The sequence below is a fragment of the Paenibacillus sp. NPDC093718 genome, assembly GCF_050279985.1.
Taxonomy (GTDB): Bacteria; Bacillota; Bacilli; order Paenibacillales; family Paenibacillaceae; genus Paenibacillus_AQ.
Genome location: NZ_JBNNUS010000018.1, coordinates 32,854 through 50,492 on the forward strand (window position 1 = coordinate 32,854; position 17,639 = coordinate 50,492).

Consider the following 17,639-nt stretch of genomic DNA (forward strand, 5'->3'; position numbering starts at 1 on the left):
GCTTTACTACCAGAATGGTTCCATTATAGCTCACGTTCCGCTCCTGCCGTCACCCAAATTTAAGCGTTTACAATTCGACTGGCCCGCATCAGTCCGAGCAGCTCGACTCCGGCCAACAGCACGATGCCGATTCCGTGCGTATCATTCAAGTTCCACGATAAATCGTGCTTGTAGTAAGCATGCGAGGTCGACCAGCTGCTGCCCTTGCACACGCCATACACATTTCCCCGGCGGTCGATGGCCCTGCTGGTTAAACCGTTCCACCCCGCAGCGGCTGATTGCAAGTACGGATCCGGGTCCTCCAGCCAGCCGCGGCGAATCCCCCGCGCCATGCCGAAAATAAACATCGCGGTACACGAGGCTTCCTCATAGGATTCAGGGTCTGTCAGCACTTGGTGCCATAACCCGTTTACTCCCTGCACACGAAGGTACCCTTCCGCCAGCGCGCGATAAAAAAGCAGCAGTTCCTCATAGTCGGGATGACCGACTGGCAGCACGGCAAGCAGCTCTGACAGCGAGAAAAACACCCATCCGTTGCCTCGCCCCCATACCGTTCGGGAAGGTTGCCCATGACGCACATCGTATACATGCGACATCAGCTGCAGGTCGGGCAGGTAAAGATAGGACTTATACAGCAGAAGCTGGCGTGCTGCCTCGTCCAGATAGCGGGAATCGCCGGACAGCTCGGCGTATCGGCACAGGAACGGCACGCTCATGTACATATCGTCGCACCACATCGTAAGGTGCATGCTCGGCGAAACGCCGACTTCGCGATAGAGCGCCCCATCCTCAAGACGTGATTGCTTATCCATGATGTACCGGGCGATGTCGTCCGCCGCCTTGTGCACCCCTTTCAAGGATCGAATTTGGTCTGCCAGAATGGCTAGCGCGCCGAATGATCCGCAATCGTCCAGACTGTCGATGTCGGACAGCTGATTGTTCAGCCCTGCCGCACCGAATTCCTCTCGGTCCCATAAGGAATATTCGTAATGGCCCGCTGCAAACTCGACATGGCGGAGCACATATTCCTGGATGTCCGGGCGATTAAGCAGTCTCCCCGTCTCCAGCAAGCCATACATCGTGACGCCGAGCGGATAATTCCAGCGGCCGAAAAGCTCATTCTCCAAAAACGGTCTCACGCAGGCGCCCGATTCGCTTCCTGTCCAGAACAGTCTCTCTCCGCCGTCAACAGCGACCGTGTCCAGTCCGAAATAGTCGGACAGCTCAAGCTCGGCTTCTGTGCGGAACGGGCCCAGATAAAGCCACTCGCCGGTCAGGCCGTGCACCCTTCGCGGCGCGGTCAGCGTCCCTTCAGGCGAAGCTGCGCCGATCTCAAACCCCCAGCCCTCTGCGCCGCATTCGCAGCGTGCGGTAAGCTCCCCGCGACCCGGAGCCACATCGATGGCAATACGGAACATGCCTGCCTCCCGGCTGGCGTAAACTTCCCTTCCGTTCCATTCAAACCGGACCGGACCATAGGAGGTTCCCGACAGGGTCACCTTCTTGGCCGTTAAGGTCCGGTTGACAACGGCAGTCCAGGCGTAAGCGGCATACCCCGGCTTCCGTCCGTACATTCTCAACATGGGGCCGCCAACTGCTTCCCCACCGTGCTTTGCGGGCACGGGCAGCCACTGTGCACCCGTCCATGATTCGCTTTCCATTGAATCGGGGATGCGGGCAAGCGCCCGGTCCAGCGGTACCGTCACAATCCATCCTTCCTCGCCCTCCCGCTCCATGGATGGAGCCAGAAAGTGAAACGGCTTGTTCTTGCGGTTGCTTGTGCCAAATACCGCTCCGCAGCCGCTTGGACTCCGGCGGAATTCCAGGACAAAATGATTCCACCCCTCGGTAAGCTGAATCCCGAGCTTCAGGGGCAATCCGCCCGCTGCCGCTTCTTCCCCGGGCGCCGATCCGAACCGCTTCCGGCCGTTATGGTACAGCCGAACGTGCCCAGTCCATTCCATCAGAAAGGGAAAGCTCTGCTGCTCGGCCGCCCATAGCTTAGCCCAGGCGTAGACCACCTGACTCCCCGTCATCTCGGGGAACATTTCCGCGATGGGAAGTTGATAGCAGTGGTCGGCCCGCTTGCGGATCGGACTCTTGCGCGTCACCCGGTAAACCGGAGCATGAGGCGGATGGTCACCCACATAACGCTGGACAATGACCGTAAGCGCATGCTCGATGATACTGCCCTCTGTTTGGGAAGCCAGGCTTTCCGCCGGGTCAAAATATCCTCTGTCGTTCAATAGGTTCACTCTCCTTCCATCCTGCCAAAACATCCGCTATGGCCACTGGACGGTGCTCCTTCACGGAACGCCACACGGCTTCGCCCGTTGCCACGGAATAGGCGCCATCCACCGCTCCGGACAAGGTCGGGAACGGCTTTTCCCGGTTTTCACCCAGAAACAGGTCGTTTAGCAGCAGCGGGTCGCCTCCTCCATGACCGCCTTCCCGATGGACAACATGGATGGTTTCCTTGGAGCCGAACAGCGGGAAGTAGTCGATCGTCTGGACCGGCGTTGGAAACGGGGTTCGGGACGGCGCATGGTATTCGATCGTCTCCAGCCGGCCCTTCGTACCGTTAATCGCCAGGCGATACCCTTCATACGGCAGCGAAAAGTTGACGGAATAACTGAGCAGTGCTCCTCCGTCGTACTTGACGGTGGCCGCATACGTATCCTCAATGTCGATCTCATCATCAAAAATGCACCTGTCCGGGCGGTAGCCTGTATAAGGGAATTGCGGCCCTCCGCTCTCCAGCAGACCGAGATGATCGTCCGGCACATGACTTGCGTTCCAGCGTGAGTAATAGGCGCAGCGGCTGGCTGAGAGGCAGGTTCCGCAATGGCGGCCGGCTTCTTTGCCCGGATTAAGCTCCCCTTCGGCGCCGTAATAATGGAGCGCCCCGTAGGCGAAGGCCTCGACCGGCTTCTGCCCGATCCACCAGTTCACCAGGTCGAAATGATGCGTGCTTTTGTGGATGGAGAGACCTCCTGACATTTCGCGCCGGCGGTTCCACCGTTTGAAATAGCTGGAGCCGTGGTACGTATCCAGATACCAGTTGAGATCGACGGAAGTAATCCGACCGAGCTTGCCCTCCCATACCATCTCTTTGATTTTGGTGTGAATCGGGGCGTAACGGTAATTAAACGTGACCGTCACTGAGCCTTTGCTCACCCGCTCCGCATCCAGCACTCGCCGGGCGTCCTCCCCCGTCGTGACCATCGGTTTTTCCGTGATGACATCCAAATCCCTTTCCAGTGCGGCAACAATATAACGCGCATGCGTATCGTCTCGCCCCGCCACGATGACCACGTCCGGCTTTGTCTCGTCAATCATCTTCCCGAATTCCTCTTCACCGTAAGTTCCAACGGCGGTATGCTCCGGGAAGCGGGAGCGGTAGAGCTCGAAGCGGGCCGGATCACTGTCCAGCATGCCGACCAGGTCGCAGCACCGGGCATGGGTCGTCAGTATCGGCTTGGCGAACATGCCGAGTGCACGACCGCTTACACCGCATATGGCATATTTCTTTTTCACTGTATGATCACATCCTTGAGTACCATTCCTCCACCCTCTTCGTCACTTCGTCTCCCCCTGCCTTATACCAGCGGTCGACGAATTCATCAAACTTCTCCAGCGGCCATTCGCCGATAACGATCTTGGTTACATACTCCTGAAAGAGCTTATGCGATTGGATATCCGGGAAGCCTTCATACACCGTGCTCGGAAGTCCGTCTCCGGCGATCCGCTTCGCGTCCGCGGTACTTACCTCAAATATATCCTTCACCATCTGCTGCATGTCTTCCGGAATCGTCTCCTGAATCCGAATGTCCATGTCCTCCTTTGTTGTCAGGTTGCGCATGCCAAGCGCCAGCGGACGGCTGTCCTCTGCCGGAAGCAGCACTTTTTTGCCGTCGACAACTTCATGCTGCTGTCCTTCGATGCCAAAGCGGATAAACTCGTCATTCGAACTATCATAGAAGAAATCGAGCAGCTTCAAGGCTGCAGGGGCTTTATCCTGGGCCTTTGCCGGAATGATCCACTCCGGTTCGCCCATGCTCTTCTGCGTTACGAAGCCTTCATACCCTTCGGCCTTTGGAAGCGGCATGCCAACGATATAAGCATCCGGTGCCTTTTGCTGCATGGCTGTAAACCGATCGCGCAGGTTGGCGGGAAGATGGTACCAGCTGCCGACCAAATTGTTATTGATTTTAGCCGTCCAAACATCGCCTTTGTTCAGAAACGTCTCATTGTCAAGCAGCTTCTCGTCATATAACTCACGGGCAAATGCAATGGCGGCCTTCATATTGTCCGTTACGCCGGCATACTGGATTTTACCGTCGTAGATGTCCCATTCCGGATTCCCCTCCCACATGGCGACACCGAACATGGCAAACAAATGATCCATCCATTTGCCGAATTCGCGGCCTGTTGTGGGCAATTCGTCCTTCAGGCCGTTGCCGTTCGGGTCCTTGTCAAGAAAGGCTCGCAGCACCTCCTTGTATTCCTCCGTTGTCTTCGGCATGGACATGCCTACCTTGTCAAGCCAATCCTGCCGGATGAGCGGTGCTCTTTCCGGCACCAGGAACACTTTAGGCACATAATAAATTTTGCCGTCCGGCGAAGCGGATCGAACGACATCCCATGCCTCCTGCGGGATATTCTTCCAGACATTCGGGGCATGCTGGGGCAGCAAATCGTCCAGTGCCAGCGCACCTCCTTGGCGGATCAAGGTCTGCTCGATCCCGCCGATCGGACGAAGAATATCCGGCAAATCGTCGGATGCAATCATCAGATTGAGATATTCGGTCGGCTCCGAGCCCGGCGGGGTCGTCACCAGCTGATATTCTACGCCGGTCCGTTCCGCCACATATTGGACATGCGGATTATCTGCACCCGGAATCGTGCCGACACCCATGTGGCTTTTGAATACCTTTACCTGTGTAAGTTCTTGATTTCCCTCCCCGCTCTGATCCGCTTGCGATTCGCCGTCGCCCTTGCCGCCGCAGCCAAACAGCATCGCTGCCGCAAGTGTCGCCGTGAGCGCCGGTTTCCATGCTCCTTTCTGGAAAAACCATTTCGACATGAGTAAATCCTCCCCTTTTTCGGATTGGTAGTTATATCAAACCGGCCGCAAAGCCGATTTCATATCGCATGCCTCGCTTTGCTTTATTCCTTTAACGAACCCAGCATAGACCCTTTCACAAAATATTTTTGCAGATACGGGTATACCAGAATGATCGGAATGGTAGCAAACAGGATTGTTGCCGCTTTCAATGTTGTTGTGTTGAAATCGTAATCCCCAAGAAACAGATTGACCGCAGCCAGCTCCTCGGGAGACTGGAGGTATGCTCTCAGCTTCATTTGAAGCGGCCATTTCTCCGGATCCCTTATAAACAGCACGGCACGGGAGAAGGTGTTCCAGTATCCAACCGCGTAAAACAGACTGACCGTCGCCATCACCGGTTTGGATAAAGGCAAGTACATGCGGAACAATATGCCGAATTCGCTGCATCCGTCGATTCGCGCCGAATCATCCAGCTCACTGGGAATTCCCATGAAAAAGGTCCGGATAATGATCATGTTGAACGTGCCCACCAGGCCGGGAATAATGAGCGCCCACAAGGAGTTCATCATGCCAAGCTCGCGAACGGTCAAAAAAAACGGAATCATCGGCGCATTGAATATCATCGTTAACACAATGCCGAACATGACCTGTTTGCGGATCAGAAATTCCCGTCGTGAGAGCGGGTATGCCGTCATGACCGAAAACAGCATGCTGAGCAGCGTCCCGGCGATCGTAATATATACGGTGATCCCGAAAGATGTCCACAAGCCTTTATTTTTTAATACATGCTCCCAAGATGCTGTTGTAAACTCCACGGGGAGCAGGAATACTTCCTTCGAATCGGCAGCTACCGGGGAGCTGAGCGATACGGCAAGCAGCTGAAGAAGCGGGAACAGCATCGTCACCGCAGCAGCGAACAGAAACACATAATTCAGCGTCTGAAACATTTTTTCTCCGAATGTCGCTTTCATCACCACAACCCCTGATCCGTTTTTCTGGCCAACCGGTTAAAAATCCACAGCAGTATAAACCCAATGACGGACTGGAACAGCCCAATGGCCGTCGTCATGCTGTATTGTCCCTGAAGCACACCCGCACGATAGACGTACGTCTCGATGATATCCCCTACCGAGTACGTCATCGGTGTCAGTAAATTGTAAATCTGATCGAAGCCGAGTTCCAGGAAATTACCGATTTGCAGCAGGAACAGCACCAGAATCGTCGGAAACATCGTGGGCAGCGTAATATAGATCGTTTGTTTCCACCGACTCGCTCCATCCATGACGGCTGCTTCATATAAATTCGGATTGATGCCGGCGATGGCAGCCAAATAAATAATCGTTCCCCAGCCGACTTCCTTCCAGATCGAGGACAGGACGACAATCCCCCGGAAATACCGCTCCTCCTGCATGAACAGAATGGGTTCGTGGCCGAACCAGTCCCGCACCGCATTCACAACCCCTTGGTTGGATAACAGCTCGAAGACGATCCCGCCGACAACAACCCATGATAAAAAGTGTGGAAGATAGAACATGCTTTGTACGACCCGTTTTGCCAGCATAATGCGAATCTCATTGAATAGGAGAGCCAGCACGATCGGGGCCGGAAAACCAAAAACAAGCTGATAGAAAGCGATCACCGCCGTATTGCGCAGCACGTTGTAGAAATCCTGGTAGGAAAAAATAAATCCGAAATTGTCCAGGCCCACCCACGGACTGCCAAGGATGCCTTTGAAAATCTGATAGTCCTGAAATGCGATGACACTGCCCGCCAGCGGTACATATTTAAACACAATATAATAGAGAATTCCGGGAATGATCATGAGATACAGCATCCAATGCTTGCGGATGTTGGCTATGTACCGGTTGCGGGATGTCCCTGGGTGCCGGGCGGTTATCAAATCTTCGCGCTTTATTTCGGGTGACTGGGCTGCCATCGTATTCGTACCTCCTTTTCGTCAATATGGTCGATGTAACGCCAATATTAACGGCTTCCGGTATATCGGCACAATCGTTCAATCCGACACGCAATGAGCAGATCGCCGATTCTTCCCACAACTACGCGTACCGTGTACCCATGAATGGACTTGAAGTAGAACTTGAAATTAAGGAGGAGCAAGCAAACGGAGGGAGGGTAAAAAGGATTTGTTGATGGGATGGAGGATGGGTTTGGTTTCATAATTGTTAAGTTGGCTGATTATCCGGTAAACCTATCCGGTTTTCACCCTTTTCCCTAGCATCTATGCTCACCATTTACGTCAGTAAAAAAAAGGAAGCTTTCCCCGATAGCCGCAGGCTTAGGCAAGTGAAGCTTCCTTTTTTCTTCAACAGCCGAGAGGCAAAGCCTCGGCTGATACGCACTTGAGCCGGCTCACGAGCGAACCAGCCAGGGGAGCTGACCGAGGGGGCCGCGCACACGCGAAAAAGCAAGCCGACACCGATAGCCGAAGGCTTAGGTGGGAGAGGCTTGCTTTTTCTTCAGCAGCCGAGAGGTGAAGCCTCGGCTGACACGCACTTAAGCCGGCCCGCGAGCAACCCGTAAGGGGAGCCGCCCGAGGGGGCCGCGCACACGCGAAAAAGCAAGCCAACACCGATAGCCAAAGGCTTAGGTAGGGACGGCTTGCTTTTTCTTCATAAGGCCGAGAGGTGAAGCCTCGGCTGACACGCACTCGAACCGGCCCGCGAGCAAACCCGTCAGGGGAGCTATCGAGGGGGCCGCACAGATGCGAAAAAGCAAGCCAACCCCGATAGCCGAAGGCTTAGATAGGGACGGCTTGCTTTTTCTTCATAAGGCCGAGGGCGAATAGCCTCGGCTGAAATATGGGCGCACAAGAGGCCACAAGGACGTCCCCGCAGGGGAGACCGAGCGGTGGCCGGGCACAAGCACCAGCTCCGCCCATATCCTCATACCCACTCCGAACACCAAAGTTGCGGGTGTCCAGAGGGCAGCGCCCTTGGGGCCCTCCCTGGCAGGGAGGGTTTGGGTGGGTGGACTACTTAACGAATCCCAACAGCATCTCACGAATCAGCTTCGCAGCCACGATCTGGGTCTGCTCGGTTGGATCGTAGATCGGCGCCACTTCCACGAGATCGCAGCCGACCACATTCACGTCGGAGCCCGCGATGAGGTGCACAGCTTCCAGCAGCTCTTTCGACGTGATGCCGCCCGCTTCTGCGGTACCGGTGCCCGGTGCGGCAGATGGATCAAGCACATCGATGTCGATAGTCACGTAAACCGGACGGTTACCCATGGAAGGCAAGGCTTCTTTAAGAGGTGCCGCCACTTCGAACGGATAGAAGTTAATGTTCTCGCGTCCATATTGGAACTCCTCGCGGGAACCGGAACGGATACCAAACTGATAAATGTTCTTTCCGCCCATAATGCCCGCCGCCTTTCGGACTGGCGTGGAGTGGGACAACGGCTCTCCCTCATAATGCTCACGCAGGTCAGCATGGGCATCGATATGGATCAGAATAAGATCCGGATACTTCTCATACACCTTCTGAATGATCGGCCAGGATACGAGGTGTTCGCCGCCAAGTCCGATCGGGAATTTCCCGTCATCCAGCAGTTTGCCTACATAATCGCCAATCACTTCAAGACTGCGGCCCGCATTGCCGAAGGGCAGCATCAGGTCGCCTGCATCGAAATACGTCATGTCTTCAATGCTTTTATCCAAGTACGGACTGTACTCCTCCAAGCCTACGGAAGCCTGGCGAATACGGGCCGGGCCAAAACGGGAGCCGGGACGGTAGCTAACCGTGAAATCCATCGGCATGCCGTAAATGACGGCCTTGGACCCTTCATAATCCTCGGAGCTCAGAATAAACACGTTGCCGGAGTAACCTTGATCCAGTTTCATCAGTTTATACGCTCCTCCTTATTTCACCAGGTCTTCAACGAATTTCGGCAGCACGAATGCGGCTTTATGCAGGCGAGGCGAATAATATTTCGTATCCATCTCATCAATGGTGGACTCGTCCACTTCAAGCGGATCATACGTTTTGCTGCCCAATGTAAAGGTCCACAGACCGCTCGGGTACGTTGGAATGTTCGCTCCATACACACGAACGATCGGGAAGATTTCCTTCACGTCTTTGTTGACCTGCTGAATCAGATCCGCTTTAAACCACGGGTTGTCCGTTTGCGCAACGAAAATACCATCTTCCTTCAGCGCTTCGTAGATCCCTTGGTAGAATCCGCGCTCAAACAACGGGGCAGCCGGGCCCACAGGCTCGGTGGAGTCTACCATAATGACGTCGTATTCGTTCTTATGCTCAATAATGTGCATATATCCATCGTTAACCAGCACTTCGACCTTCGGATCATCCAGCTTGCCGGCGATCTCAGGCAAATACTGCTTCGAATATTCAATAACTTTTCCATCAATTTCAACGAGTACTGCTTTCTCTACGCCCGGATGCTTGATCACTTCGCGAATGACGCCACCGTCTCCTCCGCCGACAACAAGAACCTTCTTTGGATTTGGATGCGTGTTTAGCGCGGGGTGAGCGACCATCTCATGATAGACGAATTCATCCTTAATTGTAGTCATAACCATACCGTCCAGAACGAGCATGCGCCCGAACTCCTCAGTATCGATCATATCCAGTTGTTGAAACTCCGTCTTCTCATGTACAAAAGTCTCCCGGATTTTAGCCGTGATGCCAAAAGTCGGGGTTTGCTTCTCTGTGTACCATAATTCCATCGTCACTACCTTCTTTCCGCTAGAATAATGTTCAGCCGTCCAGATCCAAGCCGTAAAACTTTATTCGGGGCAGATGCCTTTAGCTTACAGTTTCACACTTTTTCTATTGTACCAAACAAATTAGATTATATTAAATCAAGCCCAAATTGCAACCAAAAGTTCCAGATCGCACGGACAGAAGCAAAATCCTCATGGCTTCCCATGAATATCCTGCCAGCTCTAGCCCCATAATGTATAGAAAAAGAAGGCAGCCGAGGGGAATTTCAGCATATCTCCGTTTTGGCAGCGCAAGAGCCTCGACTCTACAAAAAGGACTGGAAGGAGAACCACTGATGCCGGGACAAAAAAAATCACCAAAGCGCAAACGTCGTTTCGTCCGGCTTGCTACATTTCTGTTCGTACTCCTATGCATTTCCATCATCGCCGGCGGCATTCTGCTCGCCTATTTATTTATAACGCCGCTGCCGGTCGCGGAAACATCCCGCTACTCCCGACTGCTCGACAGCCAAGGAGATTTAATCGCCACCTTCTCCACCACGGGACATACATCCGAGCAAGTAAGTTTGACCGATATATCTCCCCTCCTGATCCAGGCCACCTTGGCGGTGGAGGACCGGAAATTCTATGATCATCCGGGGTTTGATATGAAGGGCATGGCCCGAGCCGTATTGGTCAACCTGCAGCATATGGATCGCAAACAAGGCGCAAGCACATTAACCCAGCAGCTTGCTCGAAACTTATACCTATCTCATGAAAAAACGTGGACACGCAAACTCAAGGAGGCCAAATTCACCGCCCAGCTTGAGATGAAATATACGAAAGATCAAATTCTTGAAATGTACCTGAACGAAATTTATTACGGCCATGGGGCTTACGGTATCGAATCGGCGTCCTTGCTCTACTTCGGCAAGTCGGCAAAAAACCTGACTTTGGCCGAAAGCGCGATGCTGGCCGGCATTCCAAAGGGCCCGACGTATTACTCCCCCTACAATCATAAGGACAATGCGCTCAAAAGACAGCAGATTGTCCTGAATGCGATGGCGGAGACCGGATTCATTACCGAGGCCGAGGCCGATAAAGCCGCCTCGGCCAAGCTCGCCCTGCTTCCTCAGGACCGGCAGGAGAATAAGGTGATTGCTTCCTATTTCCGGGACTATGTCCGGAGCCTCGTTACTAAACAGCTGAACATTACGGATCAGCAGCTCGAACAAGGCGGCTTGAACATCTATACGACCCTGGACCCGCGAGCCCAGAAGGCAGCCGAAGAGGCTGTATCCGAGGGCATCGACAGCAAGAGCGAGCTGGAAACGGCACTTGTATCCATCGACCCGCGAAACGGGCACATCAAAGCCATGGTTGGCGGTAAGAACTACCGGGAGAATCAGTATAACCACGCGTTAGCCAAAACAAGGCAGCCCGGGTCGTCATTTAAGCCGATCATGTACTTAACGGCCATTGCATCCAAGGAAATGACGAGCACAAGCGTGTTCAACAGCCAGCCCACCCTGTTTCATTACGATAACAACCGCAAGACGTATCAGCCCAGCAACTTCGGCGATAAATATTTGGGCGAAATCCCCATGCGGAAAGCTATCGCCGCTTCGGATAATATTTATGCCGTGAACACCATCATGAAGATCGGCCCGGATAAAGTAGCCGACATGGCGAAAAAGATGGGCATCACAAGTCCGCTGGAGCCTGTTCCTTCACTGGCCCTGGGCACCTCGCCCGTCAGCCCGCTGGAGATGGCTTCTGCTTACGCCGTCATGGCTAACAGCGGCAAACGGCTCTCCCCTGTCGCCGTGCTGAGCATCACCGACGCTGCCGGCCGCAGCTTGTATACAGCGCCGGAAGATGCAGGTGAACAAGTGGTTGAGCCTTCCGCAGCTTACGTGATGACGCGCATGATGGAGGGTGTATTCGAGACTGGCGGCACGGGTAACCGTGTCTCTACCCTAATGAAACGACCAGTGGCCGGGAAGACAGGCACCACCGACACCGACGCTTGGCTTGTTGGCTATACACCGGAGCTGTCGACGGCGGTATGGGTGGGGTATGACAAAGGACGGGAGATTAGTAAAGTGGACGGACGGCGGGCGGCTCCGATCTTTGCGCAGTTTACGGAGAAGGCGTTGGAGAACGTACCGCCTAAGATTTTTCCGATCCCGGACGAAGTTGTCAGCGCGTATGTGGATCCGAAGACCGGCAAGCTCGCCGGCGCCGGCTGTCCGGACAAAGTTCTGGAGGTCTTCGTCAAAGGAACGGAGCCTACGGAATATTGCGACGAACATGAAGGCGGGGAGCCCGCCAAGAAGGCAAACCCTGCAGATGCGGCCGAGAAACAGGAAGAGCGTTCCTGGTGGAAGGATTTCAAACGATGGTGGGTCGAGTAACTCGGATCGAACCCGTCACATCAAAAAAACAGCAAGCTCCTTTAACGGGATTTTCCCGAAAGAGGACCTGCTGTTTTTCTTTTTTTCACGATATGTTATGTAGATGGCTTCATTATAAAACGGTTATATATTCGATCATGGAACTACCCAGAATCACAATCACGAGCATCAGTGCAACGTAGACCAAGAGGATCGCATACAGCGGATCCAGGCCGCCAACCATTCTTTTTTTGTAGCTGGTCATGACGAATAACGGCACGGTCATCACGGTGCTGATGAACGACAGAAGAATGATAACCTTCGAGATATCGCCATTCAGGAACAGGAACAGAAAACTGACCACATACAACACGAGGAATAAGGGCAGCAAAGCGCCGAATCTCGCCATCACTTCTTTTAGCTTCGCAGCCGGGTTGAAGGACAGCTTGACCGCAGCGAAGGTAAAGACGTTCAGCAAGAATAAGAAAATCGCAGTCCAAACGGTTGGCTTTAGGACAAGATCTGTAAATGCACCCTCAGGCAGCCCTTGCAGCTCATGATGAAGCGCTGCATACAGTGCGAGTGGAAAAAGAACAACATAGAGCAGCATGGACACGATTGCGTTGAAGAACTGGCTGCTTTCCGTTCCGACAGCTGCGCCAAAGGGATTTCTTAATCCCTTCACAAAATAATCACCGTATAGCTGTCCGTACAATTTTAAGCTGGTCCAATAAGGATTGGGTTCCTCTTCTTCTTCAGAATGCTGCCGGCCTGCCGCTCGGAACGGAATATCCGGTGGGGTATATACCGGCAGAACAGATTCGGTCTGGCGTACATGAGGTAACTCCCCTCTACTGCTGGCATTTCGCCTAGTGATACTGTACGCCTCCGACGTTGCTGCTTGCTCTTTCATGGCGGCAAATACGGGCGAATCCTCGATAATCAGCCTTGCCCCGCATTTCTTGCAATACTTCCCATCTCCCGTTTCATATCGACATATTGGACAAGTCATACTCTGGCCTCCCCTGTTCATACACATCCGCAAATCGAAGGATAGGTATTAGATAATGTACACATTCGAGTCGAAACGTTTGGCCCGTAGAAGGATGCTATGTAGCGCATGAGGCACCCTGGCCCAGGTATTCTTTCTATGCGAATTTACATCTTTTTGCTAATAGTATAAGTTGGCGTGTTATGAAATGGAAGGATTTTCTGAGGAGCGATACTGCGCCTAACCCTTGGAATTGGTTCATACTATATGACTTGTTGATTCAATCTTGTTCTGTGAAATGCTTGTGAACAATCAAATATTCGTTTGAATATCGAGTGTAAATCGGGTATATTATGACTAACAATCAAATCAACGTTTGAATATATAGAATAAAGAGCACTTATTGCTCCTAATCCAAGGAGGTTGTTCTTATGAATGTACGGACGATGAACGAAGAAGTCGCCCTTGAGCTGTGTGAAACGGAATGTCCTTCAACTGAAAGAATTGCTTCCTTAAAAGAAACGATCTCCGATGAGGATATGATCGGCATGGCAGAAATCTTTAAGGCTTTGGCCGACCCGACGCGGGTCAAGGTAGCTTATATGCTGGACCGAGGCGGCGAGCTATGTGTTTGCGATGTGGCTGAAGTTCTTGGAAGCTCAACGGCAACGGCCTCCCATCATCTTCGTACGCTGAAGAACAAAGATATCGCCAAGTCGCGCAAGGCCGGAAAGAATGTATACTACTCGCTTAAAGATGACCATATCCGGACATTGCTTCACATGACGCTGGAGCACCAGAAGGAGAAGATGTAGATGAGCAAGGACAACCATCAACATGCCCAATCCTCTCCGGAGACAAGCGACGAACTTATTGAATACCGGGTACAGGGGCTCTCCTGCCCTAACTGTACACGTGAAATGCAGGAGGAGATCCAGAAGCTGGATCATGGGAACAATGCCCGACTGAGTTACAACAGCGGGAAGCTGACCCTCTCTCCCCATGTCAATCTAAGCCGAGTAGAAACCATTCTGAAAAGTGACGGTGCGCGCATCGTTCATGCTCCGCAGACAGCCTTATCGGCCGCCAGTGCTGAAGTGCAGCCTATCCATTCATTGCATTCTCACGGATCGGCACAAGGAGATGATCAGGAACATGGCCATGATCACGCTCATGAACACAGTCATGGCGGCATCGGGAGTATGAAGTGGCTGCTGTCCATCTCCGCTGTTTTCTATCTCTCCACCTTTCTATTGGAAGGAAAAGTCGCCGAACCGGTTGTGATCGCATTATATGCTGGCGCTATGATTTTGAGCGGATATACGACATTTTTGCGCGGACTGCGTAATCTGACCCGCTTTAAATTCAATATGGATACCCTGATGACCGTTGCGCTCGTGGGCGCCGTCATCATCGGGGAGTGGCGGGAAGCCACACTGGTTGCCATTCTGTTTGGTCTTAACGAGCTGCTGGAAGGCTACGGCATGAACCGGGCCCGGCAATCGATGGAAGCGCTGCTGGCCGCAGCGCCGAAGGAAGCGGAATTATGGAAAGACGGTCAAACCCAGCGCGTGCCGATCGAGAGTCTCACTCCCGGGGACGTTGTCCGGGTAAGACCCGGGGAGAAGATCCCTTCCGATGGGGCCATAACCCAAGGAACCGGGGCAGTGAACGAAGCCGCCATTACCGGGGAATCGGTGCCTGTTACGAAACGGGAAGGCGATGCTGTGTTTGGCGGCAGTGTCAGCACCGATGGCGTGCTCTATATCGCCATATCTAAAGCCTATGAGGATTCCTCCCTGGCCAAGATCATGCATCTTGTACAGGAGGCACAGGACAGCAAGACGCCGACAGAGCTCTTTATCGATAAATTTGCTAAGTACTATACTCCCGCAATTATGATCATCGCGCTGGCGGTTACGCTGATTCCTCCGCTGCTGCTGAATCAGCCCTGGATGACCTGGATCTATCAGGGGCTGTCCATCCTCATTGTCGGCTGCCCTTGTTCGCTTGTGCTTTCCTCTCCGATTGCATTGGTCAGCGGGATGACCCGCGCGGCACGCAACGGTATTCTGATCAAAGGCGGGGTCCACCTGGAGCAGCTTGGCCGGCTGGAAGCCATCGCTTTTGACAAAACGGGAACCTTGACCAAAGGCGAGCCTGCCGTCTATGCGGAGACGGTTTATGATGAAACCAAGTTTTATGCCGTTGTAGGCGCACTGGAGCAATCGTCTCTCCATCCGTTGGCTAAAGCCGTCATGAAACATCTGGAGATCAAGAATCCGCAGTGCATGTTTAATGAACCTCAACAGATAACGGTACTGCCGGGCGAAGGCATTCGGGCTGAGATCGGAGGGAAGCTGTTCTGGGTCGGAAGCGAGGAAGTGCTGCAGCATGTGAACGGCCCGCAAGACCATATCAGCTCCGTGGAGGAAGACATCCGGAGAATGAAGTCCCAAGGTTATACGATCGTTGCTGCCGTAAGCGAGGATCGCGTATTAGGCCAATTCGGTCTTGCCGATGAGATCAGACCGGAGACCGCAACCGTTGTCAGCAAGCTTCACGAGGCCGGTATCACGGATACGGTCATGCTGACAGGCGACCATGAGCAGTCCGCACAGGCGATCGCGAAGCAATCCGGTGTAGCTCGGGTATTCGCAAGCCTCCTGCCGGAACAGAAGGTTGCCAAGATCAAGGAGCTTTCTTCCCGCAAAAAAACCGGCATGGTTGGCGATGGCATTAACGACGCCCCTGCATTGGCCGCTGCTGATCTGGGTATCGCGATGGGGAAAGGGACGGACAGTGCCATAGAAACCGCCGACGTTGTATTGATGCAGGATCACCTCGGCAAGCTGCCGGGGGCCATCAAAACCGCAAGACGGGTCAATCAGATTATCAAGTGGAATATCGGTCTTTCCTTGTCACTGAAGGCCATTGCTTTGCTGCTAACGATTCCGGGATGGCTGACCCTGTGGATTGCAATCATATCGGACATGGGCGCAACCATTATCGTTACCTTGCTTGGTCTCACCATCCTGCTTGGCAAGGATCAGGAGCTGAAATCAGGATATTAATATAACCGGAGCTTCGCCCTTTCAGGGCAGCTCCGGTTTTTATTCGTCCTTTGGCGCACTAGCTCTGATCTTACGCCATCGCATATATCATTTTTTACATGGTTTTGCGATTATGGTGAAACATTTCCCATTATTTAGTCGTTTATATAGGCGGGAGTGTAAACCAGAAGGAGGAAATGATATGAAATCCGTGCAACTCATCAAATTAGCAGGTACTGCATCCATAGCCATGTCTTTATTGCTTACGTCCTCATCGCTCGCAACGATTCCTGCCCATGCGGCAGCAGCCTCCACATCACAGAGCAAGACAAACTGGAGCACGCTGGATGTAAAACATAAACCTTATACGAATAAAGGCGTCGTATTCATTCCATTGAAGGAAGTTTCCGAACAACTGCAGCTGCAGTTGACGATCCCGGGGAAAAAAGAGCTGTATATTAACAGCCCGACACAGTCTGTTCGCATTATCATCGGACAGTCTCGCGCAGTCAATGCCAAGGGGACCCCTCTCAAACTTGAGGCGGCTCCGGTCGTGAAGAAAGGCGTGACTTATGTTCCAGCCAGTCTGATTACCAAAGCTTTCGGCATCCCTCTGAAATATGACAGCAAATCCGGGCTTAGAACGACCTTTGATGCTTGGTCTAAATACGCCTATGCTTCCAAGGCCAATATGCTGTTCTGGGTAAATCGCGAGAATGGTATGCTGTCGATGGGTAAAGCCGGATCCACGCCAGTCCAAGTTGGTATAATCCCGGTTGAGGAGATCGATCAAGTCAGCTTAAGCGCACATCGCATCAATAGCAATACCTATGTGGTCGACTTGTCCAATTATTACGGCGAACCTCATATTCATGAGGGAAGATACCGGGTGCTCATTCAGGACAAGAAAATCCTGAAGCTATCCAAAACCAATCATTCCAATTTTGCCGGGATCAACTACCATCCGGACCAACTCAGCTACAAAGGCAATATTGCCATGATGAACGGCAGTACGCTTGCGCTGGTTCATCCGATGGGCAAAACGGTCAAAACTTATGACCTGGCCGCGCTCACGGGAGTAAAGGATAGTTTTATCGTAGAAGCGATTGAACAGGACTTCCTGCTCGTCCGACCATACACGAAGGCGACCCTGTATATCGTCCATCCAACAGGCAAGACAGCCAAGCTTATCTATCCTGAGCTTCTGAACGAGGAAACCATCAAGGTCATTGAGGAAATGCCGCCGAATGAAGTGGGCTTCATTGGTGACGGCCTTACGTATCTCGGATATGCTGGCGGCAAGCTGACGTTCCAATACAAAAATCCGTTTCTTGATCAAAAAGAAAAGCTGACCTACGCCCTTCCATTCTAACCATACGCAATTACAAAAAGACCGGCGGGATTCGATTACGAATCCAACCGGTCTTTCCACTTTCGCATCTAGAAC

At 52.9% G+C, this 17,639-nt stretch carries 12 protein-coding genes; 4 read left to right on the forward strand and 8 right to left on the reverse strand.

Annotated elements, in window-relative coordinates:
• Positions 1-59 precede the first annotated feature (59 nt).
• The 7 genes from ACQKPA_RS31465 to speE all read right to left on the reverse strand — a co-directional run bounded on the left by ACQKPA_RS31465 (position 60) and on the right by speE (position 9,776).
• The gene (locus ACQKPA_RS31465) at positions 60-2,246 is read right to left on the reverse strand and encodes a glycoside hydrolase family 88/105 protein (protein WP_427496246.1); all 2,187 of its coding nucleotides are present in this window, start codon (positions 2,244-2,246) and stop codon (positions 60-62) included.
• Entirely contained in the window at positions 2,224-3,537 is a 1,314-nt protein-coding gene (locus ACQKPA_RS31470; RefSeq protein ID WP_427496247.1) for a Gfo/Idh/MocA family protein, read from the reverse strand. Before ACQKPA_RS31470 ends, ACQKPA_RS31465 begins: the two co-directional genes overlap by 23 nt.
• Before the next feature lie 7 nt (positions 3,538-3,544).
• The gene (locus ACQKPA_RS31475) at positions 3,545-5,086 is read right to left on the reverse strand and encodes an extracellular solute-binding protein (RefSeq protein ID WP_427496248.1); all 1,542 of its coding nucleotides are present in this window, start codon (positions 5,084-5,086) and stop codon (positions 3,545-3,547) included.
• Between the two features lie 83 nt (positions 5,087-5,169).
• A complete protein-coding gene (locus ACQKPA_RS31480) occupies positions 5,170-6,039 on the reverse strand; it encodes a carbohydrate ABC transporter permease (RefSeq protein ID WP_009595532.1) in 870 nt (289 codons plus the stop codon).
• Entirely contained in the window at positions 6,039-7,004 is a 966-nt protein-coding gene (locus tag ACQKPA_RS31485) for an ABC transporter permease (protein ID WP_427496249.1), read from the reverse strand. Before ACQKPA_RS31485 ends, ACQKPA_RS31480 begins: the two co-directional genes overlap by 1 nt.
• A gap of 1,056 nt (positions 7,005-8,060) precedes the next feature.
• Positions 8,061-8,930, reverse strand: a complete 870-nt coding sequence (speB, locus tag ACQKPA_RS31490; RefSeq protein WP_100541604.1) for an agmatinase — start codon at positions 8,928-8,930, stop codon at positions 8,061-8,063.
• A gap of 18 nt (positions 8,931-8,948) precedes the next feature.
• Positions 8,949-9,776 (reverse strand): polyamine aminopropyltransferase, encoded by an 828-nt coding sequence (gene speE / locus ACQKPA_RS31495; protein WP_113061663.1) that lies wholly within the window; start codon positions 9,774-9,776, stop codon positions 8,949-8,951.
• A 332-nt stretch (positions 9,777-10,108) separates the two neighbouring features.
• Between speE and ACQKPA_RS31500 the strand changes: the two genes are divergently transcribed.
• Positions 10,109-12,169: a transglycosylase domain-containing protein gene (locus ACQKPA_RS31500; protein ID WP_427496250.1), complete on the forward strand. Its 2,061-nt coding sequence runs from the start codon at positions 10,109-10,111 to the stop codon at positions 12,167-12,169.
• A 112-nt stretch (positions 12,170-12,281) separates the two neighbouring features.
• Here ACQKPA_RS31500 and ACQKPA_RS31505 read toward each other — a convergent pair whose 3' ends face one another.
• A complete protein-coding gene (locus tag ACQKPA_RS31505) occupies positions 12,282-13,160 on the reverse strand; it encodes a hypothetical protein (protein ID WP_427496251.1) in 879 nt (292 codons plus the stop codon).
• A 410-nt stretch (positions 13,161-13,570) separates the two neighbouring features.
• On the opposite strand from ACQKPA_RS31505, the gene ACQKPA_RS31510 reads away from it, so the two are divergent.
• From ACQKPA_RS31510 to ACQKPA_RS31520, 3 genes are all read left to right on the forward strand, one after another.
• Complete coding sequence (locus tag ACQKPA_RS31510; RefSeq protein WP_426200113.1) at positions 13,571-13,954, forward strand: ArsR/SmtB family transcription factor; 384 nt, start codon at positions 13,571-13,573, stop codon at positions 13,952-13,954.
• Positions 13,955-16,213 (forward strand): heavy metal translocating P-type ATPase, encoded by a 2,259-nt coding sequence (locus ACQKPA_RS31515; protein ID WP_427496252.1) that lies wholly within the window; start codon positions 13,955-13,957, stop codon positions 16,211-16,213.
• Positions 16,214-16,394: 181 nt separating this feature from the next.
• Positions 16,395-17,564 (forward strand): copper amine oxidase N-terminal domain-containing protein, encoded by a 1,170-nt coding sequence (locus ACQKPA_RS31520; protein WP_427496253.1) that lies wholly within the window; start codon positions 16,395-16,397, stop codon positions 17,562-17,564.
• Positions 17,565-17,639: the final 75 nt, after the last annotated feature.

Coding starts and splice junctions, on each gene's coding strand:
- ACQKPA_RS31475 (WP_427496248.1), bottom strand. CDS start 5,086: ATGTCGAAATGGTTTTTCCAGAAAGGAGCATGGAAACCGGCGCTCACG.
- ACQKPA_RS31480 (WP_009595532.1), bottom strand. CDS start 6,039: ATGAAAGCGACATTCGGAGAAAAAATGTTTCAGACGCTGAATTATGTG.
- ACQKPA_RS31485 (WP_427496249.1), bottom strand. CDS start 7,004: ATGGCAGCCCAGTCACCCGAAATAAAGCGCGAAGATTTGATAACCGCC.
- speB (WP_100541604.1), bottom strand. CDS start 8,930: ATGAAACTGGATCAAGGTTACTCCGGCAACGTGTTTATTCTGAGCTCC.
- speE (WP_113061663.1), bottom strand. CDS start 9,776: ATGGAATTATGGTACACAGAGAAGCAAACCCCGACTTTTGGCATCACG.
- ACQKPA_RS31500 (WP_427496250.1), top strand. CDS start 10,109: ATGCCGGGACAAAAAAAATCACCAAAGCGCAAACGTCGTTTCGTCCGG.
- ACQKPA_RS31505 (WP_427496251.1), bottom strand. CDS start 13,160: ATGACTTGTCCAATATGTCGATATGAAACGGGAGATGGGAAGTATTGC.
- ACQKPA_RS31510 (WP_426200113.1), top strand. CDS start 13,571: ATGAATGTACGGACGATGAACGAAGAAGTCGCCCTTGAGCTGTGTGAA.
- ACQKPA_RS31515 (WP_427496252.1), top strand. CDS start 13,955: ATGAGCAAGGACAACCATCAACATGCCCAATCCTCTCCGGAGACAAGC.
- ACQKPA_RS31520 (WP_427496253.1), top strand. CDS start 16,395: ATGAAATCCGTGCAACTCATCAAATTAGCAGGTACTGCATCCATAGCC.